Source organism: Kineococcus rubinsiae, from assembly GCF_011839805.1.
Lineage (GTDB): Bacteria > Actinomycetota > Actinomycetes > Actinomycetales > Kineococcaceae > Kineococcus > Kineococcus rubinsiae.
Genome location: NZ_VWPY01000001.1, coordinates 154078 through 178244 on the forward strand (window position 1 = coordinate 154078; position 24167 = coordinate 178244).

21 protein-coding genes and 1 tRNA gene are annotated in these 24167 nt (G+C 75.1%); 10 read left to right on the forward strand and 12 right to left on the reverse strand.

The features are described 5' to 3' along the window. Positions 1 to 220 precede the first annotated feature (220 nt). A complete protein-coding gene (locus tag F1544_RS00720; RefSeq protein WP_167580929.1) occupies positions 221 to 1102 on the reverse strand; it encodes a manganese catalase in 882 nt (293 codons plus the stop codon). A gap of 129 nt (positions 1103 to 1231) precedes the next feature. Then, on the reverse strand, positions 1232 to 2605 hold the full coding sequence (locus F1544_RS00725) for an APC family permease (protein ID WP_167580931.1): 1374 nt from the start codon (positions 2603 to 2605) through the stop codon (positions 1232 to 1234). A gap of 129 nt (positions 2606 to 2734) precedes the next feature. Between F1544_RS00725 and F1544_RS00730 the strand changes: the two genes are divergently transcribed. Beyond that, positions 2735 to 3268 carry a hypothetical protein gene (locus F1544_RS00730; RefSeq protein WP_167580933.1) on the forward strand — a complete coding sequence of 178 codons (534 nt, stop codon included), beginning with the start codon at positions 2735 to 2737 and terminating at the stop codon, positions 3266 to 3268. A gap of 113 nt (positions 3269 to 3381) precedes the next feature. Here F1544_RS00730 and F1544_RS00735 read toward each other — a convergent pair whose 3' ends face one another. The 6 genes from F1544_RS00735 to F1544_RS00760 all read right to left on the reverse strand — a co-directional run bounded on the left by F1544_RS00735 (position 3382) and on the right by F1544_RS00760 (position 6910). Further along, positions 3382 to 3837: an SRPBCC family protein gene (locus F1544_RS00735; protein WP_167580935.1), complete on the reverse strand. Its 456-nt coding sequence runs from the start codon at positions 3835 to 3837 to the stop codon at positions 3382 to 3384. 179 nt (positions 3838 to 4016) lie between these two features. Next, positions 4017 to 4163, reverse strand: coding sequence for a hypothetical protein (locus F1544_RS00740; protein ID WP_167580937.1), 147 nt, complete (start codon positions 4161 to 4163; stop codon positions 4017 to 4019). A gap of 20 nt (positions 4164 to 4183) precedes the next feature. Continuing rightward, entirely contained in the window at positions 4184 to 4717 is a 534-nt protein-coding gene (locus F1544_RS00745) for a hypothetical protein (RefSeq protein ID WP_308469804.1), read from the reverse strand. Between the two features lie 110 nt (positions 4718 to 4827). Beyond that, on the reverse strand, positions 4828 to 5583 hold the full coding sequence (locus tag F1544_RS25085) for an ANTAR domain-containing protein (protein ID WP_167580941.1): 756 nt from the start codon (positions 5581 to 5583) through the stop codon (positions 4828 to 4830). A 261-nt stretch (positions 5584 to 5844) separates the two neighbouring features. Next, entirely contained in the window at positions 5845 to 6579 is a 735-nt protein-coding gene (locus F1544_RS00755; RefSeq protein WP_167580943.1) for an ANTAR domain-containing protein, read from the reverse strand. A gap of 127 nt (positions 6580 to 6706) precedes the next feature. Continuing rightward, the gene (locus F1544_RS00760) at positions 6707 to 6910 is read right to left on the reverse strand and encodes a cold-shock protein (protein WP_166605857.1); all 204 of its coding nucleotides are present in this window, start codon (positions 6908 to 6910) and stop codon (positions 6707 to 6709) included. 236 nt (positions 6911 to 7146) lie between these two features. Here F1544_RS00760 and F1544_RS00765 point away from each other — a divergent pair, with 236 nt between their 5' ends. Next, a complete protein-coding gene (locus tag F1544_RS00765; RefSeq protein WP_167580945.1) occupies positions 7147 to 8349 on the forward strand; it encodes an MFS transporter in 1203 nt (400 codons plus the stop codon). 7 nt (positions 8350 to 8356) lie between these two features. Here F1544_RS00765 and F1544_RS00770 read toward each other — a convergent pair whose 3' ends face one another. Beyond that, positions 8357 to 9850 (reverse strand): amino acid permease, encoded by a 1494-nt coding sequence (locus F1544_RS00770; RefSeq protein WP_167580947.1) that lies wholly within the window; start codon positions 9848 to 9850, stop codon positions 8357 to 8359. A gap of 320 nt (positions 9851 to 10170) precedes the next feature. On the opposite strand from F1544_RS00770, the gene F1544_RS00775 reads away from it, so the two are divergent. The 3 genes from F1544_RS00775 to F1544_RS00785 all read left to right on the forward strand — a co-directional run bounded on the left by F1544_RS00775 (position 10171) and on the right by F1544_RS00785 (position 16418). Then, complete coding sequence (locus F1544_RS00775) at positions 10171 to 12726, forward strand: glutamate--cysteine ligase (RefSeq protein WP_167580949.1); 2556 nt, start codon at positions 10171 to 10173, stop codon at positions 12724 to 12726. Continuing rightward, positions 12707 to 14491, forward strand: a complete 1785-nt coding sequence (locus F1544_RS00780; RefSeq protein ID WP_167580951.1) for an N-acetylglutaminylglutamine amidotransferase — start codon at positions 12707 to 12709, stop codon at positions 14489 to 14491. The genes F1544_RS00775 and F1544_RS00780 overlap by 20 nt, the downstream gene beginning before the upstream one ends. Positions 14492 to 14555: 64 nt before the next feature. Beyond that, positions 14556 to 16418 carry a S9 family peptidase gene (locus F1544_RS00785; protein WP_167580952.1) on the forward strand — a complete coding sequence of 621 codons (1863 nt, stop codon included), beginning with the start codon at positions 14556 to 14558 and terminating at the stop codon, positions 16416 to 16418. Between the two features lie 152 nt (positions 16419 to 16570). Here F1544_RS00785 and F1544_RS00790 read toward each other — a convergent pair. Further along, positions 16571 to 16643 (reverse strand) — tRNA-Thr (locus F1544_RS00790). Positions 16644 to 16781: 138 nt separating this feature from the next. On the opposite strand from F1544_RS00790, the gene F1544_RS00795 reads away from it, so the two are divergent. From F1544_RS00795 to F1544_RS00805, 3 genes are all read left to right on the forward strand, one after another. After that, entirely contained in the window at positions 16782 to 17069 is a 288-nt protein-coding gene (locus F1544_RS00795; protein WP_208971034.1) for a GNAT family N-acetyltransferase, read from the forward strand. A 45-nt stretch (positions 17070 to 17114) separates the two neighbouring features. Then, positions 17115 to 17357: a hypothetical protein gene (locus F1544_RS00800; RefSeq protein ID WP_167580769.1), complete on the forward strand. Its 243-nt coding sequence runs from the start codon at positions 17115 to 17117 to the stop codon at positions 17355 to 17357. A gap of 164 nt (positions 17358 to 17521) precedes the next feature. After that, positions 17522 to 18556: a LacI family DNA-binding transcriptional regulator gene (locus F1544_RS00805; protein WP_167581340.1), complete on the forward strand. Its 1035-nt coding sequence runs from the start codon at positions 17522 to 17524 to the stop codon at positions 18554 to 18556. Positions 18557 to 18605: 49 nt separating this feature from the next. On the opposite strand, the gene F1544_RS00810 is transcribed toward F1544_RS00805, so the two are convergent. After that, complete coding sequence (locus F1544_RS00810) at positions 18606 to 20576, reverse strand: serine/threonine protein kinase (RefSeq protein WP_167580955.1); 1971 nt, start codon at positions 20574 to 20576, stop codon at positions 18606 to 18608. 143 nt (positions 20577 to 20719) lie between these two features. Between F1544_RS00810 and F1544_RS00815 the strand changes: the two genes are divergently transcribed. Then, entirely contained in the window at positions 20720 to 22165 is a 1446-nt protein-coding gene (locus tag F1544_RS00815; RefSeq protein ID WP_167580957.1) for an alpha,alpha-trehalose-phosphate synthase (UDP-forming), read from the forward strand. Next, positions 22162 to 22962, forward strand: a complete 801-nt coding sequence (gene otsB, locus F1544_RS00820; protein ID WP_208971035.1) for a trehalose-phosphatase — start codon at positions 22162 to 22164, stop codon at positions 22960 to 22962. The genes F1544_RS00815 and otsB overlap by 4 nt, the downstream gene beginning before the upstream one ends. A 21-nt stretch (positions 22963 to 22983) precedes the next feature. Here the strand turns inward: otsB and F1544_RS00825 are convergent, their stop codons facing one another. Next, complete coding sequence (locus F1544_RS00825; protein ID WP_167580959.1) at positions 22984 to 24165, reverse strand: cation:proton antiporter; 1182 nt, start codon at positions 24163 to 24165, stop codon at positions 22984 to 22986. Between the last annotated feature and the right edge of the window lie 2 nt (positions 24166 to 24167).

A 24167-nucleotide genomic window follows, 5' to 3' on the forward strand; every position in this document is an offset into this window, starting at 1 on the left:
CGTGCCGGACTGGCCGGCGGTCGGAGGCTCGACTGCTGGACCTCGACTCCCAGCCTAGGCACGCCGCGGGACTCGGCAACCGCGCGGAGCCGGCCGCGGCGGAGACCCGACCGGGAACCCCCGACCCGGGCACCGGCCGGGGAACCCGCTCCACCGTCCCGGACGCACGACGACGGCGGCACCCGGACGTCCCGGGTGCCGCCGTCGGCGGGAGGGCCGGTCAGCCCTTGTGCAGCGCGTCCTTGACGGTGGCGCTGATCTTCTCGACCGTGTTCGACTTGGCGTCCGTGCCGTACAGGCGCGGGTCCGGCGTGGTCGGCGCCGGCATCGGCACGCCCGGGTTCGGCTGGGCGAGGTAGGTGAACTCGCTCTCACCGTCGGGCGTCGGGCCCTTGGCCCAGGAACCCTCGGCCGCGTGGGCGCCGTCGGAGAAGTTGATGTACTGCACGCCGGCGTCGGCGTAGCGCTTGTCGCGCGGGAACTTGTGGGGCACCGGCATGAGCTCCAGGCCCTCGGCCTGCAGCTCCGCGGCCGCCGCCGTCCACTGGCGCTGGTGCATCGTGTCGCGCTCGATGAGGAACGACAGCATGTCCCGCACGCCCTTGTCGCTCGTCATGTGCCACAGCCGCGCGACCTGCAGGCGCCCCTGGAGCTCGGCGTTCGCGTTCGCGGTGAAGTCGGCCAGCAGGTTCCCGCTGGCGGTCACGTAGCTGCCCTGCCAGGGGTTGCCGTTGGAGTCGACGGGCCGCGCCCCCGCGCCGGCGACGATGGCGTGCTGGACGTCCATGCCGCCGATGACCGCGGCGATCGTCGGGTCGGACTGCACCGCGTCGTCGGTCGCCCCGATGGGGGCCTTCTCGAGAAGCTGGGCGATCATGATGGCCAGCATCTCGACGTGGCCGAACTCCTCGGCGGCGATGCCGTACAGGAGGTCGCGGTACTTGCCGGGGATGTGGGTGTTCCAGGCTTGGAAGCCGTACTGCATGGCGACCGTGATCTCGCCGTACTGCCCGCCGAGGACCTCCTGCAGCTTGCGCGCGTAGACCGCGTCGGGGGCGTCGGGCTTGGCCTGGTGCTGGAGTTCCTGCTTGTGGAAGAACACGGGTGCTCCTTCCGCGACCCGTCACGGGTCACGTGTCGTCGGTCGGATGGGCTCAGCTGTCCGTGCCCGGTCCCGTACCCCGCCGCCCCGCGGTGAAACGGTGAACGTCGAACCACCGGGCGGCTGCGGTCACCGCTGCGCCGGGGCCGGCTGCCGGCGCACCGACCAGCGCGACAGGGCGTACAGGACGGCGCCGAGCGCGAGCATGGCCGCACCGCGCAGCCACACGCCCGCCTCCTGCTGCGTCAGCAGGGCCAGGCACGAGAGCACCCCGAGGACGGGCACGACCGCCGGGGCGCGGAAGTGGGCGTGCTCGACGCGGTCGCGGCGCAGCTTCAGGACGGCGACGTTGACGGCGATGAACACGAACAGCAGCAGCAGGACGACGGTGGCGGCCAGGGTCTCGAGGTCCCCGCTGAGCACGAGCACCATGGCGATGAGCGTGGTCACGACGATCGCGACCCAGGGCGTCTGCCGGCCGGGCAGGACGCGCGCCAGCACGGCGGGCAGGAGGCGCTCCGCGGCCATGCCGTAGGTGAGCCGGCTGCACATGATGGCCGTGAGCAGCGCCCCGTTGGCGACGGCGATGAGCGCGATGAGTGCGAACAGCCACCCCGGCAGACCCACGTCGGCGACGTTCACGACCTCCAGCAGCGGGCCGGAGGAGTTCACGAGGACGTCGGTGGGCACCGCGACGGACACGGCCAGCCCCACGGCGACGTAGACGACCCCGGCCGTCAGCAGGCCGCCGAACAGGGCGCGCGGGTAGTTCCGGCTCGGGTCGATCGCCTCCTCCGCGACGTTGGCGGAGGTCTCGAACCCGACGAAGGAGTAGAACGCGATGACCGCCGCGCCGAGGACGGCCGCGGCCGAGGAGCCGCTGCCGTCGATCTCCAGGACGCGGCCCGGCGCACCGTCCCCGCGGCCCAGCACGACGGCGGCGAGGACGACGACCAGCACGAGCCCGCTGAGCTCGACGACCGTCATGACCACGTTGGCGCGCAGCGAGTCCTTGATGCCGCGGGCGTTCAGCGCGGCGACGAGGACGAGGAACACCAGGGCCGTCGGGACGGGCGGGACGTCGACGAGCTCGGACAGGTAGCTGCCCGAGAACGCCAGCGCCAGCCCGGCGACGCTGGTCACCCCGGCCGCGAGCATGCTGAACCCGACGAGGAAGGACACCACCGGCACCTTGAACGCGCGCTGGGCGAAGACGGCCGCGCCGCCCGCCCGCGGGTACTTGGTGACGAGCTCCGCGTAGGAGGCGGCCGTCAGCAGCGCCAGCAGCAGGGCCAGCAGCAGGGGCAGCCACACCGCTCCCCCGACCTCACCGGCGAGGACCCCGACGAGGGCGTAGATCCCGGCCCCCAGCACGTCCCCGAGGATGAACAGGTACAGCAGCTTGCCGGTGATGGCCCGCTTGAGCGGGGTGTCCGCCGCGCCGGAGGACGGTCGGGGCGGCGCGTTGGTCCCGCCCGCCGGGGGGTGGTGATCAGGGGTCATGCCTGGTCCCTACCCCGCGGCCGCGACCGCACACGCTCCGTGCACCACGCCCCGCGGCGACGTGCGCGGACGCCCCCGGAGCACCAGGGTGGGGCGCGCGCGATCGCCGGCGACGACAGGGAGACGGACATGGACGGCACCACGGCCCGCACCTCCGCGCGGGGTGCGCCGACGCCCCGCCACCTGCTGGGGATCTACCTCGACGACCACCTGGCGGGAGCCCAGGCCGGGTTGTCGAGGTTCCGCGCCGCGGCCCGGGCGGAGCGCGGGAGCCCGGCGGGCGCCGCGCTGGAACGGCTGCAGGGCGAGGTCGCCGAGGACCTGCGCACCCTGGAGTCCGTCATCGCCGCCCTGGACCTGCCGCGCCGCAGCGGGTTCCGGGTGCTGGCCGCCGTGACCGAGCGCGTGGGCCGGCTCAAGCCGAACGGCCGGCTCGTGCGGCGCTCACCGCTCGCGAGCGTCGTCGACCTGGAGGGCCTGCTGCTGGGGGTCGAGGGCAAGGGTGCGCTGTGGCGATCTCTGCGGGTCCTCGCGGACACCGAACCCCGGCTCGACGCGACCCGCCTCGACGCGCTCGCCGAGCGGGCGGAGCGGCAGGCGGCGGAGCTGGAGGTCCTGCGCCGCAGCGCCGTCGTGGAGGCGCTGGGTCCCGCGGCCGCGTGAGGCTCCCGGCGGACTGAGGAGCCGGCGGCGGGGGCCCGAGACGAGCAGGCCCGGGACGACCGCGGCCCCCGCCGCGGAGTGCGACAGGGGCTGCGGTGGTCCAGCGGATCCGGTCAGCCGGCCGCGACGTCCCCGCGCCAGGCACCGGTCTCGGTGCCGCGCGACTCGATGAACGTCTTGAAGCGCTTGAGGTCCGCCTTGATCTGGCGGTCGTCGGCGCCGATGGCGCTACCGATCTTCTCGACGATGTTCTCGGCCTCCCAGTCCAGCTGGACGGTGACCCGGGTCTCGCTGTCGCCGAGGCGGTGGAAGGTCACGACACCCGCGTGGTCCTTGCCGTCGACGCTCTTCCAGGCGACCCGCTCGTCCGGGTGCTGCTCGGTGATCTCGGCGTCGAACTCGCGCTCGACCCCCGCCACCTTGGTCTTCCAGTGCGTGAGGGTGGGGTTGGTCTGCGTGACTGACTCGACCCCGTTCATGAACTCGGGGAAGGACTCGAACTGGGTCCACTGGTCGTACGCGGTGCGCACGGGAACGGACACGTCGATCGTCTCGATCACTTGGCTCACAGGTGACTCCCTTCGTCGTGCTCGGGTGGTGCAGGCCCTCTCGGCCCTCCCCCATCGTGCGGGCACGACGCCGCTGCGGCATCCGGAGATCACGTGACGGCGATCACCCGCGCCGGGCGCCCACGCGCGTCAGGGCCCCACCGCGCGTGGCGGTGGGGCCCTGACGCGGCGGCGCGTCGTCAGTCGTTCGGCGCCGCGGCGTCCTTCCCGTCCTCGTCGGCCTGCTCCGCCTCGACGGCGAAGCCGGTGTCGTTGCCGTACCCCGGAAGCTCCGGCTCCTCGGCTGCTGCCGCCGAACCGGCCTTCTCCTCAGGTTGAGAACTCACAGGACGCTCCTCGTCGCTCGTCACAGACCCAGGGGCGAGAGCAGACCCTTCTTCATCTCCGTCGGCTTCTGCTGCTCACCCTGCTGGGCACCCAGCACCAGCAGGATGCCCGTCAGAGCCGGGATCGACCACTGCAGCAGCTTCAGCTGCTTCTGGGCCGACGCCGCCTCGGGCGAGGTGGCCGAGTTGGGGTCGACGCCGCTGGCGGCCGGCGTGGGCGACTCCTTGCCCAGTCGCGCCCCCTGGGTGCCCGAGTAGGCGGTGACGCCCATGGCGACGAGCGTCAGGGCGCCCTTGACGATGGTGTTGCCGCGGGTGCCCTTCTGCGCGGCGACGCGGCCCTTGTTGGCGGCGATCAGCGCGATGCCCCCGATGGCGTGGACGCCGATGGCGGCGGCGTTGACCGGAGCCCAGCGGGCCCAGCCGGCGTTCGCGACGGTCACGCGGTCGACCGGGTTGCTGACGGCCGCGGAGGCGCCGTTCAGGCCGACGGCGCCGAACAGCGACCCCCCGAACCAGGCGGCGAGCCCGAGGTCGTGCATGGATCGAATCACGGTCTGACGATCGGACACAGTCGTCCCTTCCAGTCCAGCGGTGGCCCGCAGGCCCTTCGGGACCGGACTACCCCGCGACGCCCGGGTCATGCGCCGCGGAGGCCGGGAGATCAGCCGGCGTCGGTCATGGCGCCCCGGACGTAGCCGGCGACGACGTCCTCGGCCACCTCCCGCAGCTTGCGGTTGCTCTGCTGCGACATGCGGCTGAGGCGCACGAACGCCTCGTCGGGCGAGCAGCCGTGCACCGCGACGAGGATTCCCTTCGCCTGCTCGATGCCCGCGCGCGAGCGCATGGCCTCGGTGAGCTGCTCGGCGCGCCGGACCGCCTCCTCGTACGCGGCGGCGTCCAGCACCGGCACGGCCACGTGGCGCACGACCTCGGCCACCGCGGCCTCGCCCGGGTCGCCTGCGGCGTCCGCACCCGTGAGGTAGAGGACCAGCGTGCCCGTGAAGTCCCCCGCCGGCGGCAGCGCCGCGATCAGGGCCCGGCGCACGCCGTGGCGGCGGGCGACGGAGCGGAACTCGGCGCCCCCGCCCTCGGGAGCGGTGTCGCCAGGAGCGGTGTCCACGGACAGCACCCGCGGTGGGGGCGGCGCGGACGGGAGGAACCCGCGGGGGTGCTGGCGCTCGTCGAGCACGCTCGCCAGGCGCCCCGCGAACTCGACGAAGCGGACCGTGCCGCGGTGCGCGACGCTCAGGGAGGCGTCGGCCGCCGCGGGCAGGGCCGCGACCACGAGGCCGGCCACGTGCCGCAGCACCTCACCCGTGGGGCGGGTGGCGATCGAGACGGTGGAGAGGCCCGCCACGAGGCGGGCGAGGGCCGCGTCGTCCAGACCCGCGCCGGCGGGCGGCTGCTCGCCGCTCACCGCGCACCCACCGGGGACGGCGTCCCTCCCGCGGACCGCTCGCGCGGGGCTGGGGACGTCACCCGGCTCGTCGTGCCTGGTCCGGTCGTCCACGTCGTGCGACCGGAGGCAGGGAACGGGGACCCGTTCACGGAACACCTCCATGGGCGGCACAGGACACCTCGATCGGGTCCTGGCACTCACTGCTCCGCGCCGGTTGCTCCACGCTGCGGGAAATCCTAGATGACGCCGGGGTCCGTCCTCACCACGGACGCGGCGCGGTCAGCGCCCGGGGTCGGGCAGGAACTGCTCCGAGACCAGCCGGCCCTCGATCATGTCGTCGGCCAGGTCCTCGAGCGTGCGGCCCTGGGCGAAGGCCCGGGCCCGCAGCACCGCGAGCGCGTCGGCCGAGCTCATCCGGAGCTCGAAGTTGAGCATGCCGAGCGCCACCCAGACCCGGCGCCGCCGCTGCGCCCCGGGGGCGTCGAGCCAGGACACGGCGCCGAGGTCCTCGTCCTCGTCGGGCCCCTCGGGCACCGGGGACGCGGCCAGGAGCACGTCGGACATCTCGTCGGCCAGGCGCAGGGCGCCGGCCGGGTCGAACGCCGACGCGGCCACCGGGGACAGGAAGTACAGGTCGAGGACGCCGAAGCCCGCGAAGCTGTGCCCGAGTGGGAGGCACACCTGCGACCGGTAGCCCGCGCGGCTCAGGATGTCCTGCTGCAGCACGGACCACTCGCGGGCGAGGACGTCCGCGGAGGCGACGACGACGGACTGGGTGTCGTGCGCCCGGAAGCAGGGACCGTCGCCGAGGGCGAACTGGCAGCGCTCGGCCGCCGCGGCCGCGGGGCTGCTGGCGCCGATGGGCAGGCGCAGCGAGGGACGGCTGATGATGCTGAGCCCGGCGCCGTCGACGTCGAGGACGGAGGCGCAGGCCCGGGCGAGGGAGTCGGGGAGGAGCTCGGGGGCCCGGGTGCCCGCGTCGCGGATCCAGGCCTCGGCGAAGTCCTCCAGCACGCAGGTGACCCTACGGAGGAGCGGGCGGGAGCGCAGCACGAGGGGTGCCGACCCCGGGGAGGGACCCCGGAACGCAGAACTGCCCGCCACCGCCGGAGCGGTGACGGGCAGTGCGAGGAACCGTGCGTCAGACGCGCGAAACCTGGCTCGCCTGCGGGCCCTTCTGGCCCTGCGTGACGGTGTACTCGACGCGGTCGTTCTCGTCGAGGCTGCGGTAGCCGTCGCCGACGATCTCGCTGAAGTGGACGAACACGTCCGCCGTGCCGTCAGAAGGGGCGATGAAGCCGAAGCCCTTCTCGCCGTTGAACCACTTGACGGTGCCCTGAGCCATGAGGCCTCCTGGGGTGAAACGCTCCGTGAGGAGCTAGCCGCCGAGGGGCTGACCCGGTTGGGAAGCAAAGAAGCCCTCGTGTAGATCCCCGGGGGCGTTTGAAGCACATCGAGAACTGCGACTGAGAGGAACGCTACCACCGATCTCGGGCGGTGGACCACCCGCCCTCGGCCGGCAGCGCCGCGGACGGCCCACCCGGCGGGGACCGGACGCCACCAGGACTAGCGTCGCGGGCGATGGACACCCCGGCCCCGCCCGCGCAGCGCACCTCGCTCCCCCTCGTCGTCCTCGGCGTCCTGCTGGTGGCCCTGGCCCTGCGCGGCCCGGTGGTCGCCGTGGCCCCGGTCGTGGGCCAGCTCTCGCAGGACCTCGGCATCGGGCTGCGCACCACCGCCCTGCTCACCAGCGTGCCGGTGCTGTGCTTCGCCCTGGCCGCGCCGCCCGCTTCGGCGCTCATCGCGCGCCTCGGCCCCGACCTCTCCCTGCTGGTCGCGGCCGTGGGCGTGCTCGCGGGCTCCCTCGTGCGCTCCAGCGGCGGGCTCTTCCCGGCCTTCGCCGGCACCGTCCTGCTGGGCCTGGCCATCACGGTCGGCAACGTCGTCGTGCCCGTCGTGATCTCGCGCGACTGCGCCGGGCGGGTGGGCCTCGTGACCGGCGCCTACACGGCCTCGTTGAACTTCGGGTCCATGACCGCGACGGCCGTCACGGCACCGCTGGCCCTCGCGGCGGGCTGGCGGGGCGCCCTGCTCCTGCCGGCCGTCTGGGTCGTGCTCACCGTGCCCGTGTGGGTCGTCGCCTCGCGCGGTCGCCTGCACCGCGTGCCCACCGCCACCCGGCACGCGGCCGCGCGGTCCGGGGCGAGCAGCGTCTGGAAGCGCCCCGAGGCGTGGCTGCTGCTGCTCGCCTTCGCGGGCCAGGGCTTCTCGTACTACGCCGTCACCGCGTGGCTGCCCACCCTGCTCGCGGACGAGCTCGGCGTCTCGGCCGCGACCGCCGGCACCGCCGCCTCCGTCTTCCAGGTCTTCGCCATCGGCGGCGCCTTCGGGGTCCCGGCGCTCGCGGCGTGGTGGGGCCGCCTGGCGCCCGTCCTGCTGCTGGTGTGCGGGGCGTGGCTCGTGCTGCCGGTGGGGCTGCTCCTGGCCCCGCAGTGGTGGCCCGCGTGGTCGGCCGTCGGCGGCGTGGCCCAGGGCGGCGGCCTCGTCGTCGTGTTCATCGCGGTCGTGCAGCAGAGCCGCGAGGAGGCCGACGCCCGGCGGCTGTCGGCGATGGTCCAGGGCGGCGGGTACGCCGTGGCGGCCGTCGGGCCCTACGTCGTGGGCGCGGTGCACGAGGCCACGGGCGGGTGGACCGCGCCGCTGCTCGTCGTCGCGGTCGCGCTGCTCGTCATGGCGGGGACGGGCGCGGCGGCCGTGCGGCACCGCGCCCCCGCCCCCTCCTGAGCCCGCCTCAGCGGGGCGCGTCCTCCGGTTCGGCCGCCGAGGTACCGGCCAGCCCGCCCGTCATCGCGTACTCCTCCTCGGGGGAGAGGACGAGGCGGTGCCGGCCGTGCACGGCGAAGGCGAGCAGGCCGAGGGCGAAGACGACGGCGATCGCCACGATCGCCGGCCGGTAGGTGGCGTTGAAGAGGAACCCGAAGAAGACCAGCAGGGCCAGCACCCCGGCCAGGACGGCCCCGGGGACCCCGACGGGGCTGCGGTAGGGCCGCTCGGCGTCCGGGAACCGGCGCCGCAGCAGGACGAACGACACCATCTGCAGGACGTAGGCGATGACGGCGCCCCAGACGGCGATGTTCAGGACGATCGACCCGGCCGCCTCGCTGCCGCTGAACTGCACGACGAGCAGGGCCGCGAAGCCGATGACGGCGCCCGCCAGCAGCGCCGCCCAGGGCGTCTTGCGCGAGCCGGTGAGCGACAGCGCCTTGGGGTAGTAGCCGGCCCGCGAGAGCGAGTACACGTTGCGGCCGTAGGCGTACATGATCCCCTGCAGCGACGCGAGCAGGCCGATGAGGGCGAACGCGGACAGCACCGCGGCCACGTCCCCGCCGGGCAGGACGGCGCGGAAGCCGTCGAGGAGGGGTTCGTCGGACTCCCCCAGCGCCGCGGCGCCGGTGACGGCCGGGTTCAGCACGACGACGACGGCGCCCGTGACGACGAGGGTCGCGAGGCCCCAGAGCCCGGCGCGGGGGATGTCCCGGCTCGGGGTCCGGGCCTCCTCGGCGGCCAGCGGGAGCTCCTCGATGCCGAGGAACAGCCACATGGCGAAGGGCATCGCGAGGATGACCGGCCCCAGGCCGTGCGGCAGGAAGGTGCTCGCGCCCGCGTCGGGCACGACGTCGAACAGCTTCGAGGTGTCCAGCGCGTCCGAGGTCAGCGCCAGGACGGCGAACACGGCCAGCACGAGCAGCGACAGCACCGAGACGACGAGGGCGAAGCGGAAGGACACCTCGGCGCCGACGACGTTCAGGGCCAGGAAGACGCCGTACAGGACGACCCACCACACCCACGCCGGCAGCGAGACGCCGAGCAGCTCGGAGGTGATGCCGTCGGCGTAGGAGGCGGAGAAGTAGACGACGACGGCGGTGGTCGCGACGTACTCGATGGACTCGGCGAGGCCGGTGACGAAACCGCCCCACGGCCCCATGGCCGCCCGGGCGAAGGAGTAGGCGCCCCCGGTGTGCGGCATCGCGGCGGACATCTCGCCGATGCTGCAGAGCATCGCGACGTACATGACCGCGACGAGGACGACGGCGATGACGAACCCGCCCCAGCCCGCGGAGCTGATGCCGTAGTTCCAGCCCGAGAAGTCGCCGGAGATGACGGCGGCGATGCCGATGCCCCACAAGCCCCAGAAACCGGCCGAGCGCACGAGGCCGCGCTTGTCGAAGTAGCCCTCCTCGGCCGAGGAGTAGGTGACGGACGACCGGGACGGCGGGTTCTCCACGGGTGCTCCTCGCGCAGGGGGCTGTGATCTCGCAACCTAGGGCCCCGGAGCGCCGCGCGGCCAGGATCCGCGGGGACCGGAGGAGGCGGCCCGGGCGGGGGCCGCTCCGCCCGCGGTCGGAGCGCGCGGGAGCGGGCACGGGGCCGCCGGCGGACGACGGTCCCGACCGTGCAGCGGGCCGCAACACGCGGGAAACACCCCCGCAACAACGGGCCGAAAACAGGGTCTACGAGCGTCACGAAGGTTCACGGTGAGTGATAAGTGCAGGTGATGTCGGGCGCGGCGACCGCTCCCCCGGGATTCCGGTCTACGTTGACCCGATGGGTGCGGAACTGACACTCGGTGCGGAAGAAGAACTCCACCTCATCGACCTCGAACGGTGGCAGCTGTCCGCCCGGGCGCCCCAGGTGCTGTCCCGGCTGCCCTCGCAGTCCTACTCGGCGGAGCTGCAGCGCACGACGGTCGAGACGAACACCGACGTCGTGACGTCGCTGTCGGCCCTGCGGGCGGAACTCGTGCGCCTGCGCCGCGGGCTGGTCGAGGTCGCCGACCGGGAGGGGCTCGGGGTGGCCGCCGTGGGCACGGCACCGCGCTCGACGTTCACCGACTTCGAGCTCACCGCGACCGGCCGCTACGGGCGCATGCAGGAGCAGTACCGCCTGCTCGTCGACGAGCAGCTCATCTGCGGCCTGCAGGTGCACGTGGGCGTCTCCGACCGCGACCTGGCCGTCGACGTCATGCAGCGCCTCGCGCTCGACCTGCCGACCTTGCTGGCCCTGTCGGCGAGCTCCCCCTTCTGGAACGGCCACGACACCGGCTACGCCAGCATCCGCACCACCATCTGGCAGCGCTGGCCGAGCGCCGGGCCGACGGGCGCCCTGTCGTGCGCGAAGGACTACGACGAGCTGCTCGGCGACCTCATCACCTCCGGCGTCATCGCCGACGCGAAGATGGCCTACTTCGACGTCCGGCCCTCCGCGCACGCCCCGACGCTGGAGCTGCGGCTGTCCGACGCCTGCCCGATCGTCGACGACGCGGTGCTCGTCGCGGGCCTGTTCCGCGCCCTCGTGCGCGCCGCCGAGCAGGACGCCGACGCCGGCCTCCCGCTCCCCGTGGTCCCCGCCCCGCTGTACCGGGCCGGGGTCTGGCAGGCCGCCCGCGGCGGGCTGTCCGGCCACCTGCTCGACGGCACCGACCACCCGCGCCCGCGGCCCGCGGCGGAGGTCGTCCGGGCGCTGGTGGCGCGGCTGCGCCCGCAGCTGGAGGAGCTCGGTGACCTCGACGACGTCACCGAGCTCGCCGAGACCGCGCTCGCGCGCGGCAACTCCGCCGACCGCCAGCGCGCGGCCTTCGTGGAGCGCGGCGACCTCGACGACGTCATGCGGCTCGTGGTGGCCGAGACGCACGGCGACGAGGGGGCCGCGGCCCCGGCGCCCGCCGCGCTGCGCCGCTACCGCGCCCGCGCGGGGGACGAGGCCATCGGCACCTCCTCGCTGCCCCGGGCCGCCTACCGCGACGTCGTCGAGCACGTGCGCGGGCTCGGCCGCGAGGAGCTGGCGCGGCGCGAGGCCGAGAAGGCGGTGTGGACGGCCGAGCACCACCTGGCCTTCGTCGTCGACGGGGCCGAGAAGCCGTTCGAGGTCGACCTCGTGCCCCGCATCATCAGCCGCCACGAGTGGGCGGAGCTGCGGGCCGGTCTCGTCCAGCGCGCCCGCGCCCTGGAGCACTTCCTGCGCGACGTCTACGGCGAGCAGCGCATCGTCGCCGACGGGGTGCTGCCCCCGGACAGCGTGCGCGGCGCTCCCGGCTGGCGCGACGAGGCCACCCGGCTGCCGGCGGGGGTCGTGCGGGCCGCGGTGCAGGGCTTCGACCTGGTCCGCAACGAGTACGGCGGCTGGCGCGTGCTGGAGGACAACCTGCGCAACCCGAGCGGCGCCGCCTACGCCATCGCCACGCGCTCCCTGCTGGACGCCGTGATGCCCGACCTGCCGCGCCCGGCGGGCCTGGCGGACCCGGCCACGGCCTTCGAGCTGCTGCGCTCCACCCTGCTCGCGGGCTCCAAGCCCGGCACGCGGGCCGCGCTGCTGTCCAGCGGCGCGGGTTCGGGGGCGTGGTTCGAGCACCGGCGCCTGGCGGACGGGGCCGGGCTGCTGCTCGTGGGCGCCGACGACCTCGAGGTCGTGCGCGGCCGCGTCCTGCACCGCGGCACGTCCGACCCGGTGGGCTCGCTCTACCTGCGCCTGGACGTCGAGCTCCTCGACCTGTGCGACTCCCGCGGGCGCGCGATCGGGCGCGAGCTCTTCGACGCGGCGGCCGCGGGTGCGGTCGTGCTCGCCAACGCCCCCGGCAACGGCGTCGCGGACGACAAGGCCATGTACCGCTCGGTGCCCGAGCTCATCGGCTACTACCTCGACGAGCGCCCGCTGCTGGAGTCGGTGCCGACCTACCGCACCAGCGACGACGGCGAGCGCCGCGCGGTGCTGGAGCGCGTCGGGGAGCTCGTGACGAAGCCCGTCGACGGCTACGGCGGCGCCGGGGTCCTCATCGGCCCCGCGGCCTCCGCGGCGCAGGTCTCCGCGCGCCGCGCGGAGATCGCGGCCCGCCCCGGGGACTGGGTGGCGCAGGAGGTGGTGCAGCTGTCGTCGGTGCCGTCGCTGGCCGACGGCCTCCTGCACCCCCGCCACGTGGACCTGCGCGCGTTCGTCCTCGTCACGGGGACGGAGCGCGAGGACTGCCGGCTGGCGGACGTGGCGCTGACCCGGGTCGCCCCCGAGGGCAGCCTGGTCGTGAACTCCTCGCGCGGCGGCGGGGCGAAGGACACGTGGATCGTGACGGACGACGACGCAGGAGGTGCCCGTGTGCGGGCTCGCGGGTGAGCTGAGGCTGGACGGTGGGGGCGCCGACGTCGGCGCCGTCACCCGGATGACGGGCTGCATGGTGCACCGCGGCCCCGACGGCGAGGGCGTGTCCACGCGCGGGCCCGTGGCCCTGGGCCACCGGCGGCTCTCGATCATCGACCTGTCCGAGGCCGGGGCCCAGCCCATGGTCGACGACGTCAACGGGCTCACGGTCGTGTTCAACGGCTGCATCTACAACTACGAGGCGCTGCGCCGCGAGCTGCAGGACCTGGGCCACCGGTTCACCTCGACGTCGGACACCGAGGTCGTCGAGAAGGCCTACGCGCAGTGGGGCACGGACTGCGTCCAGCGCTTCCTGGGCATGTTCGCGTTCGCGATCCACGAGCACGCCAGCGGCCGCCTCGTCCTGGGCCGCGACCGCCTCGGCATCAAGCCCCTCTACCTCGACGAGCGGCCCGGGCTGCTGCGCTTCGCCTCCACGGTGCAGGCCCTGCTGGCCGGCGGCGGCGTGGACACCTCGATCGACCGCACGGCGCTCGCGCAGTACATGACGTTCCACTCCGTGGTGCCGGCGCCGCGCACGATCCTCGCGGGGATCCGCAAGCTCCCGCCGGCCACCGTGCGCGTCGTCGAGCGCGACGGCACGAGCAGCGAGCACGTCTACTGGGAACCCGACTTCTCCCGCGACCCCGACCGCGCGGACTGGACCTCGCGCGACTGGGAGGAGGCGCTGCTGGAGTCCCTGCGGGTCGCGGTCGAGCGGCGCATGGTGGCCGACGTCCCCGTGGGCGTCCTGCTCTCCGGCGGCATCGACTCGAGCCTCGTCGTGGCCCTGCTCGCCGAGGCCGGGCAGAAGGACCTCGCCACGTTCAGCATCGGCTTCGACGCCGCGGGCGGGGAGTCCGGCGACGAGTTCGAGTACTCGAGCCTGGTCGCCGGCCGGTTCGGCACCGACCACCACCGCATCGCCATCGACTCCGCGCGCCTGCTGCCGGGCATCGACGGCACGGTGCGGGCCATGAGCGAACCCATGGTGAGCCACGACTGCGTCGCGTTCTACCTGCTCTCGCAGGACGTCTCGGCGTCGGTGAAGGTCGTGCAGTCGGGCCAGGGCGCCGACGAGGTGCTGGGCGGCTACGACTGGTACCCGCCCCTGGCCGGGGTTCCGCGCGGCGAGGCCGCCGAGGCCTACGCGCAGGTGTTCTTCGACCGGCGCTTCGCCGCGCTCGGCGACGTGCTGGCGCCGCAGTGGCTGCCCGAGCGCGACGTCGCGAGCGAGTTCATCGCCGCCCAGTTCGCCCGCGCCGACGCCGAGACGTCGGTGGACGCGGCCCTGCGCAACGACACGACGGTGATGCTCGTCGACGACCCGGTCAAGCGCGTCGACAACATGACGATGGCGTGGGGCCTGGAGGCCCGGGTCCCGTTCCTCGACCACGAGTTCGTGGAGCTCGCGGGGCGCATCCCGCCGGAGCTCAAGCTGGCCGACGGCGGCAAGGGCGTGCTGAAGCGCGCGGCCCGCGGCGTGGTCCCCGACGAGGTGATCGACCGGACGAAGGGCTACTTCCCGGTGCCCGCGATCCGGCAGCTCGAGGGCCCCTACCTGGCCCGCGTCCGCGACGCCCTGACCGACCCCGCGGCCCGGCGCCGCGGCCTGTTCCCGCAGGCCACCCTGGACCGGCTGCTGGCCGACCCCAACGCCGAGCGCACGACGCTGGGCTCGAACGCGCTGTGGCAGCTGGCGCTGCTCGAGATGTGGCTGCAGGAGCACGACGTCGGCTGAGCCGCGGGGGCGGGCGGGCTCCCCGGAGGAGACGCCGGGGCCCGCGGTGGACCACGATGGGGGCATGGAGACGACGACGGCGGTGCCCGTTCTGGAGCAGGCGATCGGCTTCGCCGACGGCCTCGTCGACGCCTGGGGCAGCTGGAGCCCCACCATGACGCCGGACGCCCGCCGCGTCGCGTTCATCTCCGACCGCTCGGGCGTGCCCCAGCTGTGGATCCAGGACGTCGTGCTCGACGGGCCGCCCCCCGCCGCGCGCCACCTCCCCCTCTCCGACGACCCCGTCGTGTCGGTGACGTGGGCCGCGGACAGCCGGTGGCTGGCGTGCGCGGTCGCCACCGACGGCGGTGTCCGCACCCAGGTGTGGGTCGTGCGCCCCGACGGCAGCGACGCGCGGCGCATCGCGGGCGACGCGAGCGAGCACGCCGAGCTCGGCCCGTGGACCCGCAGCGGCCACCGGGTCGTCGTGACGTTCCCACCGGACGCCGGGCGGCCCACCCGCTCGTTCCTGGGCGACCCCGCCACGGGCCGCCTCGACCCGCTGGCCGAGGGCGACCTGTTCCACGTGCTCGACGTCTCGCTCGAGGAGCGGTTCCTCGTCCTCATCGACGGCGAGCGTGGGCAGCAGTTCTGCACCGTCGTCGACCGGCTGATCGACGAGCACTCCACGCTGCTGCCGCACGGCGCCACGGGGTCCACCGACGTCGCGCTGCTGCGCCCGGCGCCCGAGGGCCAGACGGGCCCGGTGTACGTCTACCTGGCCTCCGACGTCGGGCTCCCGCGCCGGCAGCTCATCGGGATGCCGTTCGGCCCCAACGGGTTCAAGGGCGAACCGCGCACCCTGGGGTTCCGCGACGACGCCGAGCTGGAGGGCCTGGACGCCGACGACGCGGGCCGGCTGCTGCTGCTCGTGTGGAACGTCGCGGGTTCCAGCGAGCTGGAGCTGTTCGACACCACCACCCACGAGCGCACGGCGGTCCACGGCCTGCCCGGGCTGGTCGCGGCGAACCCCGTCCTGTCCCGCGACGGGGGCAGCGTCATCCTCGGCGTCGAGGGGCCGCAGCGCCCGCGCGAGCTGTGGCACGTCGACACGGTCACGCAGGTCTGGACCCGCGTCACCGAGGGGCCCCCGCTGCCCGACCGCGAGTGCGTCGTGCCCGTCCTGGAGACGTTCGCGGCGGAGGACGGCCTGCCCCTGACGGGGTGGCTGTACCGGCCGCCGGGCCAGGAGGGCCCCGGGCCGGCGGTGCTCAGCCTGCACGGCGGGCCGGAGGCGCAGGAGCGGCCCACGTTCTCGCCGCAGGCGCAGGCCATGGTGGCCGCGGGGCTGACGGTGTTCGCCCCCAACGTCCGGGGCTCGTCGGGGTTCGGCCGGGAGTTCGTCCACGCCGACGACGTCGAGGGCCGCTACGGCGCCTTCGCCGACGTCCTGGCGTGCGCCGACCACCTCGTGCAGCGCGGGCTGGCCGACCCGGACCGGATCGCCGTCACCGGCCGCTCCTACGGCGGGTACCTCACGCTCGCCTCCCTCGCCTTCTCCCCCGGCGTCTTCGCCGCGGGCATCGACATCTGCGGGATGTCCGACCTCACGACCTTCTACCGCGACACGGAGCCCTGGATCGCCGCGGCGGCGGTGTCGAAGTACGGCCACCCCGAGCGCGACCGCAAGCTCATCGAGGACGTCTCCCCGCTCGCGCAGGTCGACGCGATCGACGTGCCGCTCCTCGTGGTCCACGGCGAGCTCGACACCAACGTGCCCATCGGCGAGGCGCACCAGGTGGTCGCCGCGCTGCGGGCCCTGGACCGCCCCGTGGACTACCTGGAACTGCCCGGCGAGGGCCACGACTACCGGCGCGCGTCGTCGCGCAAGACGCTGGCCGCCGCGATGGTCCGCTTCCTCGCGGAGCACCTGGCGCCGGCCCGCTGAGGCGCCGAGCCACCGAGCGCCGGACCACTGCGCTGTCGAACTCCTGAGCCGGCAGGGGGACGTGGACCCCCGACCCGTGGATGACGAGTGCGGTGCCGGAGCCAGCAGGGGGACTTGAACCCCCAACCCGTGGATGACGAGTGCGGTGCCGGAGCCAGCAGGGGGACTTGAACCCCCAACCCCCGAATTACAAGTTCGGTGCGCTACCAGTTGCGCCATGCTGGCCTGCCGGGGCGCGCCCCGGCACCTCCGCATCGTAGCCGCGCGCCGCCTCCGGGCCCGAGTCCGCGCACCGGGGAGCGAGGCGGGAAGCAGCGGGCGCCGGGGGGCGTTGGCGCGGTCAGTCGATCCCGGGAGGCAACCGTGAGCACCCAGCAGCTCGTCGTCACGCACGACGAGGTGGCGCACCGCTACGAGGGGCGCCTGGACGGCCGCGTCGTGGCGCTGGCCGACTACGTGCCCCAGGACGGGGCGATCGCCATGACCCACACCGAGGTGGACCCCGAGCACGAGCACGAGGGCCTCGCCACGCAGCTGGTCGACGAGGCGCTGGCCGACGTCCGGCGCCGCGGGCTGCGCGTGGTGCCCGCCTGCTCCTTCGTCCGCCTTCACGTGCAGCGCCACCGCGAGGAGTACGCGGACATCCTCTGAGCGCCTGCGGCTGCGCTGCGCGCGACGGCGGTGCAGGCTGGGGCCGTGGACGACTACCGCGCCTGGAAGGTGCTGGCACCCAGCGGGTTGCTCCTCGTCGGGGCGGGGGTGAGCACCGCGATCGACGCGAGCACGCGCCGCGGCAGCGGCGGCCTGCTGCGCTGGGCCGGGCAGGGCACGGTGGGCCTCGTGGCCCTCAACGCCGGGCTCTGCCTCTTCGGCGAGGCCGTGAAGCGGCGCGCGCTGCACGACGTCGCCGAGCGCTGGGCTGCCGCACAACGCCCCTGATCGCACCGGTCACCGGGCAGGATGGGCGCGTGAGCGCCGCCAGCCCCTCCGAGGACACGAGCACCTCAGGGGTACCGGGTACCTCCGAGGCCGGCTCGTCCGCCGGCGCGGGTCCGGCCGGGGCACCCGCGCGCCGGCGCCGGGGGCGGGCGAGCGCGGGGCTCGTGACGCTGGACGACGTGGCCCGCGAAGCCGGCGTCTCGCTGGCCACGGCCTCCCGCGTGCTGAACGGCAGCACCCGCACGGTCGGTGAGGCCCTCAGCGAGCGCGTCACGGACGCCGCGGCCCGCCTCGACTACCGGCCCAACGCGCAGGCCCAGGCCATGGCCCGCGGCCGCTCGGACGTCGTCGGCCTCGTCGTGCACGACATCGCCGACCCGTACTTCTCCTCCATCGCCGCCGGGCTGATGACCCGGGCGGCCGACGCGGACGTCATCGTCACCCTCGCCGTGACCGACGGGTCGCGGGAGCGCGAGGTCGCCCAGGTCGCGGCGCTGCGGCGGCAGCGGGTCCGGGCCGTCGTCCTCGTGGGCAGCCGCTGGCAGGACCTCGCGAGCCTGACCGCGCTGCGCGCGGAGCTGGACGCCTTCCGCGCCTCCGGGGGACGGGTCGCCGCCGTGACGCAGGACGTCCTCGACGTCGACACCGTCCTGCTGGGCAACGAGGCGGGCGCCGCCGCGCTCGCCCGCGCCCTGCTCGGGGTGGGCTACCGCGAGTTCGTCGTGCTGGGCGGGCCGCCGGACCTGCTCACCGCGGCCGAGCGCACGCGCGGCTTCGTCGACACCCTCGCCGGCGCCGGGGTCGCCGAGGGCGAGCGCCGGGTCGTCCCCTCCCCCTTCACGCGCGACGGGGCGCACGACGCCCTGACGCGGCTGCTGGGCTCGCCGGGGCGGCCGCGCACCGGGGGCGGCACGCCCCCGTGCGTCTTCGCGGCCAACGACGTGATGGCCGTCGGCGCGATCGCGGCGCTGCGGGACGCGGGGCTCGAGGTGCCCGGCGACGTGGCCGTCGCGGGCTTCGACGACATCCCGACCCTGCGCGACGTCAGCCCCGCGCTGACCACGGTGCGGCTGCCGCTGGCCGACATCGGCGGCGCGGTCTTCGACCTCCTCGACGCCCCCGAGCCGGCGCAGCGCCGGGTCGAGCTCGTCGAGGGCGAGGTGCTCCTGCGCGCCAGCACGCCCCCGCTGACGCGCTGAGGGCGCGCCCTCAGGAAGGCGTCGGGACGGCTGGGTCGGGAAAGCGGCGTCAGAACAGCTGGAGCGGGGACTGCGCCAGCGGGCTCCAGTCGGGGCCCTGGGCGCCCAGCGACGTGAGCAGCGCGGCCACGGCGACGAGCAGCAGCACCCCGATGACGATCCCCGTCTCGCGCTCCCCGCGCAGCAGCGTCCGCACGACCGTGCGCCCACCGCGCTGGAGCGAGCGGCTGCCGGGACCGAACCACGCGACGAGCAGCCCGGCGAGACCGCCGAGGCCGAGCAGGACCGGGGAGTCGGGCCGGTCGGCGAGCTCGCCGCTGGCGAGGGTGGCGCCGATGAACACGACGCTGACCCCCACGAGCACGGGGATGATCGACGCGACGAGCGTCGACAGCACGGCGCGCACGACGTGCCACGGCGTCGCGAACCCGACCGCGAGCGCGTCGCTGGAGCGGGGGCCCGCCTCCCAGCGGCGGCGGAACAGCCCCGCGGCGGCCCGGTCGACCGTGCGGGCCAGGACACCCAGCGCGAACGCGAGGATCACCCCGGCGGTCGGGGCGACGACGACGACCCCGAGGAGGGCGAGGAGCCCCGCGAGCAGCGTCCAGCTGCGCTGCGGGCGCGCGGGTTCACCGTTGGTGCCCAGGCGCGGGCGGTCCTGACCCGCGGGCCGGCTCCCCGACGGTGCGCCGAAGGCCTGCGGTCCCGGCGCGAACTGCTGCGTGCGTCCGGACTGCGGGGAGGGCCCCGGCTGCTGAGTCGGTCGGAACTGCTGCGCCCCGGGCTGGGGCGGCGGCCCGTAGCGCCCGGCCGGGCCCTGCGGCGGCTGCCCGGCGCCCGGGCCGGGGACGCCGGGGATCCAGCCGGGCGGGGCCTGCTGGGCGACGGTCGCCCGGGCGGGCGCCTGCGGCACCTGCGCCGTGGGGGCGGCCACGGGCGGCAGCACGGTCGTGGACTCCGCGGGCGACTCCGCCGCGGGGCGGCGCTGCGGCTCGAAGACCTGCGTCCCGTCGGCCGGGGCGGAGGCGGAGGAGCCGGGCCGCACGACCGGCACGGCCGCCGTCTCCGGCGCCATCAGCGCGGAGAACCGCGACGCGGGCGGCGACTGCGGGAGAGCCCCCGTGGTCGCCCCGTCCAGCGCGCTCAGGAGCACGGCGGGGTCGGGGCGGTCGGCGGGGTCGACGGCGAGCGCGGCGAGCAGCGGGGCCCGCAGCTCCCCCGGCACGCCGGACAGGTCGACGTCGGCGCGCCGGACGCGGTCGAGGACGACCTCCATGGGGCCCTTGCCGAAGGGCGCGCGCCCGCTGGCGGCGTAGGCGACGGTCGCGGCCCAGCCCCACCAGTCCGTGGCGGGCGAGACGTGCCCGCCCAGGACCACCTCGGGCGAGAGGTAGCCGGGGGTCCCCATGACGAGGCCCGTGGAGGTGAGCCGGACGTCGTCGGCGACGTGGGCGATGCCGAAGTCGATGACGACCGGCATCCCGTCGAGCAGCAGGACGTTGCCGGGCTTGAGGTCGCGGTGCACGACGCCCGCGGCGTGGATGGCGTGCAGGGCCTCGGCGAGGCCGTGGCCGAGGTCGCGCAGCGCCGTGCCGGTCAGCGGCCCGCGCGACTCGACGACGGCGTCCAGCGGCATGCCGGGCACGTAGCGGGTCACCAGGTGCGGCCACGGGCCCTCGACGTCGGCCTCGAGCACCTCGGCGACGCGGGGCGAGCGCACCCGCTCGAGCGTCGCGACCTCGCGCACCAGGCGCTGGCGCGCGTGCGGGTCGGCGGCGATGTGCGGCTTGAGGACCTTCAGGGCCACGGCGCGCTGGTCGGGGTCCAGGGCCAGGTAGACGACGCCCATGCCGCCCTCGCCGACGACGCGGTCGAGGCGGTAGCGGCCCAGCCGGGAGCCGGGCGCCGGGGCGTGCTGGCCCGGCGCGAAGCCGAGCGAGGGGGTCGCGTCCGGCCCGCCACCGCTCCCGGCCGGGCGCGGGAGCGCGTCGCCGGGGGAACGGGGGAAGGGGGTCACCACGGGGGCCACGCTACGGCAGCGCGGCCTCCGCGACCTCGTCCCACGGGTGGACCCGGGGCGGCGGCGCCCGCCACCGACGGGTGCGGGCGGGAGCTCCCCGGTAGGGTCCGGACGACGATCACCGACGGAGGAGGGCCCACCCCATGGCCGGCGACTACGACCTGGTGGTGGTGGCGAACCGCCTCCCCGTCGACCGTGTCGAGGAACCCGACGGGAGCACCTCGTGGCGTCGCAGCCCGGGTGGTCTCGTCACCGCTCTCGAACCCGTCATGCAGCGCGAGGACGGCGCCTGGGTGGGCTGGGCGGGCACGCCCGGCGACCCCCCGGAGCCCTTCGACGCGGAGGGCGTGCGCTGCGTCCCGATCGGGCTGTCGGCGGAGGAGGTGCAGGACTACTACGAGGGCTTCTCCAACGGCACGCTGTGGCCGCTCTACCACGACGTGATCGTGGCGCCCGGCTACCACCGCAGCTGGTGGGAGGCCTACGTCGCCGTCAACGAGCGGTTCGCGGAGGCGGCCGCCGAGCAGGCGGCCGAGGGCGCGACGGTGTGGGTGCAGGACTACCAGCTGCAGCTCGTGCCGCGGATGCTGCGCCGGCGCCGCCCCGACCTGTCCATCGGGTTCTTCAACCACATCCCGTTCCCGCCGTTCGAGATCTTCGCGCAGCTCCCGTGGCGCGCGGCGATCATCGACGGGCTGCTGGGCGCGGACCTCATCGGGTTCCAGCGCGCGGCGGACGCCAACAACTTCACGCGCGCCTGCCGCCGCGCCCGCAACCTGCCGGCGCGCGCCGGGCGCATCCGGCTGGACGCCGAGGACGGCCGCGAGGTGCGGGCCGCGTCGTTCCCCATCTCCATCGACTTCCAGGCGCTGGACCAGCTCGCGCAGCGCGAGGACGTCATCGCGCGCGCCGCGGAGATCCGCCACGAGCTGGGCGACCCGGAGCACGTCCTGCTGGGCATCGACCGCCTCGACTACACCAAGGGGATCCTGCACCGGCTCAAGGCCTTCGAGGAGCTCCTCGACGACGGCCGCGTGCAGGTGGGCGAGGCGGCGCTGGTGCAGGTCGCGACGCCCAGCCGCGAGCGCGTCGAGCAGTACGTGCAGCTGCGCCAGGACGTCGAGGTCACTGTCGGGCGCATCAACGGCACCTACTCCACGATCGCCCACACCGGCGTGCACTACCTGCACCACTCCTACGGCCGGGAGGAGATGGCGGCCCTGTTCCTGGCGGCCGACGTCATGCTCGTGACCGCCCTGCGCGACGGCATGAACCTCGTCGCCAAGGAGTACGTCGCCGCCCGCCACGACGAGCGCGGCGTGCTGGTGCTCTCGGAGTTCACGGGTGCCGCGGACGAGCTGGGCCAGGCGCTGATGATCAACCCGCACGACATCGACGGGCTGAAGGACACCATCGTCCGGGCGCTGGCCATGTCGCCGCGGGAGGCGGGCCGCCGCATGCGGGCCCTGCGCCGGCGGGTCGGCGACCACGACGTCCAGCGCTGGGCCGCGTCCTTCCTCGATGCCCTGGCCCAGCACCACGACGAGCACAACCCGCAGGCGGCCGCGGCCGTGGAGCACTCCTCGTGAGCCCCCGCGCCGTCGACGTCCTGCGCGGCTCGCTCGTGGAGGCGCTGGAGGCCTTCGCCGGGCGCGGGCGGGTGCTCGTGGCCCTCGACTTCGACGGGGTCCTCTCCCCCATCGTCGACGTGCCGTCCGAGGCGCGGGCCCTGCCGGCCTCGGCCGAGGCGCTCGCGGCGCTCGTGGCCACGACCGACGTCGCGCTCGTGTCGGGGCGCGACATCACCGACCTCGCGGCGTGCGCGAGCCCCCCGCCGGGCGTCGTCCTCGTGGGCGGGCACGGCACGCAGAGCTCGCTGGACGGCCCCGGCGGCGGCCGGCAGCTCAGCGACGACGAGCAGGCCCTGCTGGTGCGCCTGGGCGAGCAGCTCGACGAGATCGCCGCGGCACACCCCGGGACCTCGGTGGAGCGCAAGCCCATGTCGGCGGTCCTGCACACGCGCGCCGCGGACCGCGTCGTGGCGGTCGAGGCGACGCGCGCGGCCCTGGCCGGGCCGGCGGCGCTGGACGGCGTGCACGCGCTGCGCGGCAAGGAGGTCGTCGAGATCGGCGCCGTGCCGCTCGGCAAGGGCGCAGGGCTGCAGCGGCTGCGCGAGGCCCTGTCGGCCGCGGGCGGGCCCGTCGAGGCCGTGCTCTTCGCGGGCGACGACGTCACCGACGAGGACGCCTTCGCGGTGCTCGCGCAGGACGACGGCGACCTCGGCGTCAAGGTCGGCTCGGGCGACACCCGCGCCGCGCACCGGGTCAGCGACCCCGACGAGGTGGCCCTGCTGCTGGCCCACCTCGTCCAGCTGCGCGCCCGCTGACTCCCCGGTCCGCCGGGAGGCTCAGCGGGCGGTGGCCGCCCGCTCGCGCTGGCGCCGCACCCAGCGGCGGGCGACGGGGTCGGCCCAGCGGGCCAGCAGCGGCCCGAGGACGGCCATCGCGAGGACGTAGGCCGCCGCGAGGGCGGCGAGCTGCGGGTCCAGCCCGGCGGCGGTCGCGAGCCCGGCGATGACGATGGAGAACTCCCCGCGCGGCACGAGCGCGGCGCCCGCGCGGATGCGGCCGGGGATCGCGATGCCCGCGCGCTTGGCGGCGAACCAGCCGGTCACGAGCTTGGTGAGGACCCCCACGACGACCAGGGCCGCGGCGGGCAGCAGGACGGGCGGCAGCGTGCTCGGGTCGGTGGAGAGCCCGAAGGACACGAAGAACACGGCCGCGAAGAGGTCGCGCAGGGGCTCCAGCGAGCGGTGCGCCTCCTCGTCGAGGTCCTCGGACAGCGCGATGCCCAGCAGGAAGGCGCCGACGGCGGCGGAGACGTGCACCTGCTCCGCCACCCCCGCGACGAGCAGCGCGAGTCCGAGCACCCGCAGCAGGGTCACCTCGTTCGAGCCCGCGGAGACGAAGCGGGAGATCACCGAGCCCCAGCGCAGGGCCACGACGAGCGCGACGGCGAGGCACGCGAGCGCGATGAGGACCGAGCCGGTCGCCTCCCAGACCCCGGAGGCCGCGAGCACCGCGGTCAGCACCGGCAGGTAGACGGCCATGCCGAGGTCCTCGAGGACGAGGATGCCCAGCACGCTCGGCGTCTCGCGGTTGCCCAGGCGGCCGAGGTCGGCGAGCACCTTGGCGACGATCCCGGAGGAGCTCACGGCGGTGACGCCGAACATGGCCAGCGCGCCGATGGGGCCGTAGCCGAGCAGCAGCCCGATCGCCGCGCCCGGCAGCCCGTTGAGGAACAGGTCGAGCACCCCGACGGGGGCCTGCCGCTTGAGGTTGCCCAGCAGGTCGCCCGCGGAGTACTCCAGCCCCAGCAGGAGCAGGAGCATGACGACGCCGATCTCGGAGGCGGCGTCCAGGAACTCCTCGGGGGCGTTCAGCGGGAGGACACCGCCCGCGCCGAAGGCGAGCCCCGCCAGCAGGTACAGCGGCACGGGGGAGATCCCGAGCCGGCCCGCGAGCCGGCCCACGAGGCCGAGGCCGAAGATGACCGCGCCGAGCTCGATCAGCAGTGCAGCGGTGTGCACCC

Excerpts from the sequence above, each read along its gene's own strand:
- F1544_RS00730 (WP_167580933.1), top strand. The coding sequence starts at position 2,735 with ATGGACGGCACCACGGCCCGCACCTCCGCGCGGGGTGCGCCGACGCCC.
- F1544_RS00765 (WP_167580945.1), top strand. The coding sequence starts at position 7,147 with ATGGACACCCCGGCCCCGCCCGCGCAGCGCACCTCGCTCCCCCTCGTC.
- F1544_RS00815 (WP_167580957.1), top strand. The coding sequence starts at position 20,720 with ATGGCCGGCGACTACGACCTGGTGGTGGTGGCGAACCGCCTCCCCGTC.
- F1544_RS00785 (WP_167580952.1), top strand. The coding sequence starts at position 14,556 with ATGGAGACGACGACGGCGGTGCCCGTTCTGGAGCAGGCGATCGGCTTC.
- F1544_RS00775 (WP_167580949.1), top strand. The coding sequence starts at position 10,171 with ATGGGTGCGGAACTGACACTCGGTGCGGAAGAAGAACTCCACCTCATC.
- F1544_RS00725 (WP_167580931.1), bottom strand. The coding sequence starts at position 2,605 with ATGACCCCTGATCACCACCCCCCGGCGGGCGGGACCAACGCGCCGCCC.
- F1544_RS00760 (WP_166605857.1), bottom strand. The coding sequence starts at position 6,910 with ATGGCTCAGGGCACCGTCAAGTGGTTCAACGGCGAGAAGGGCTTCGGC.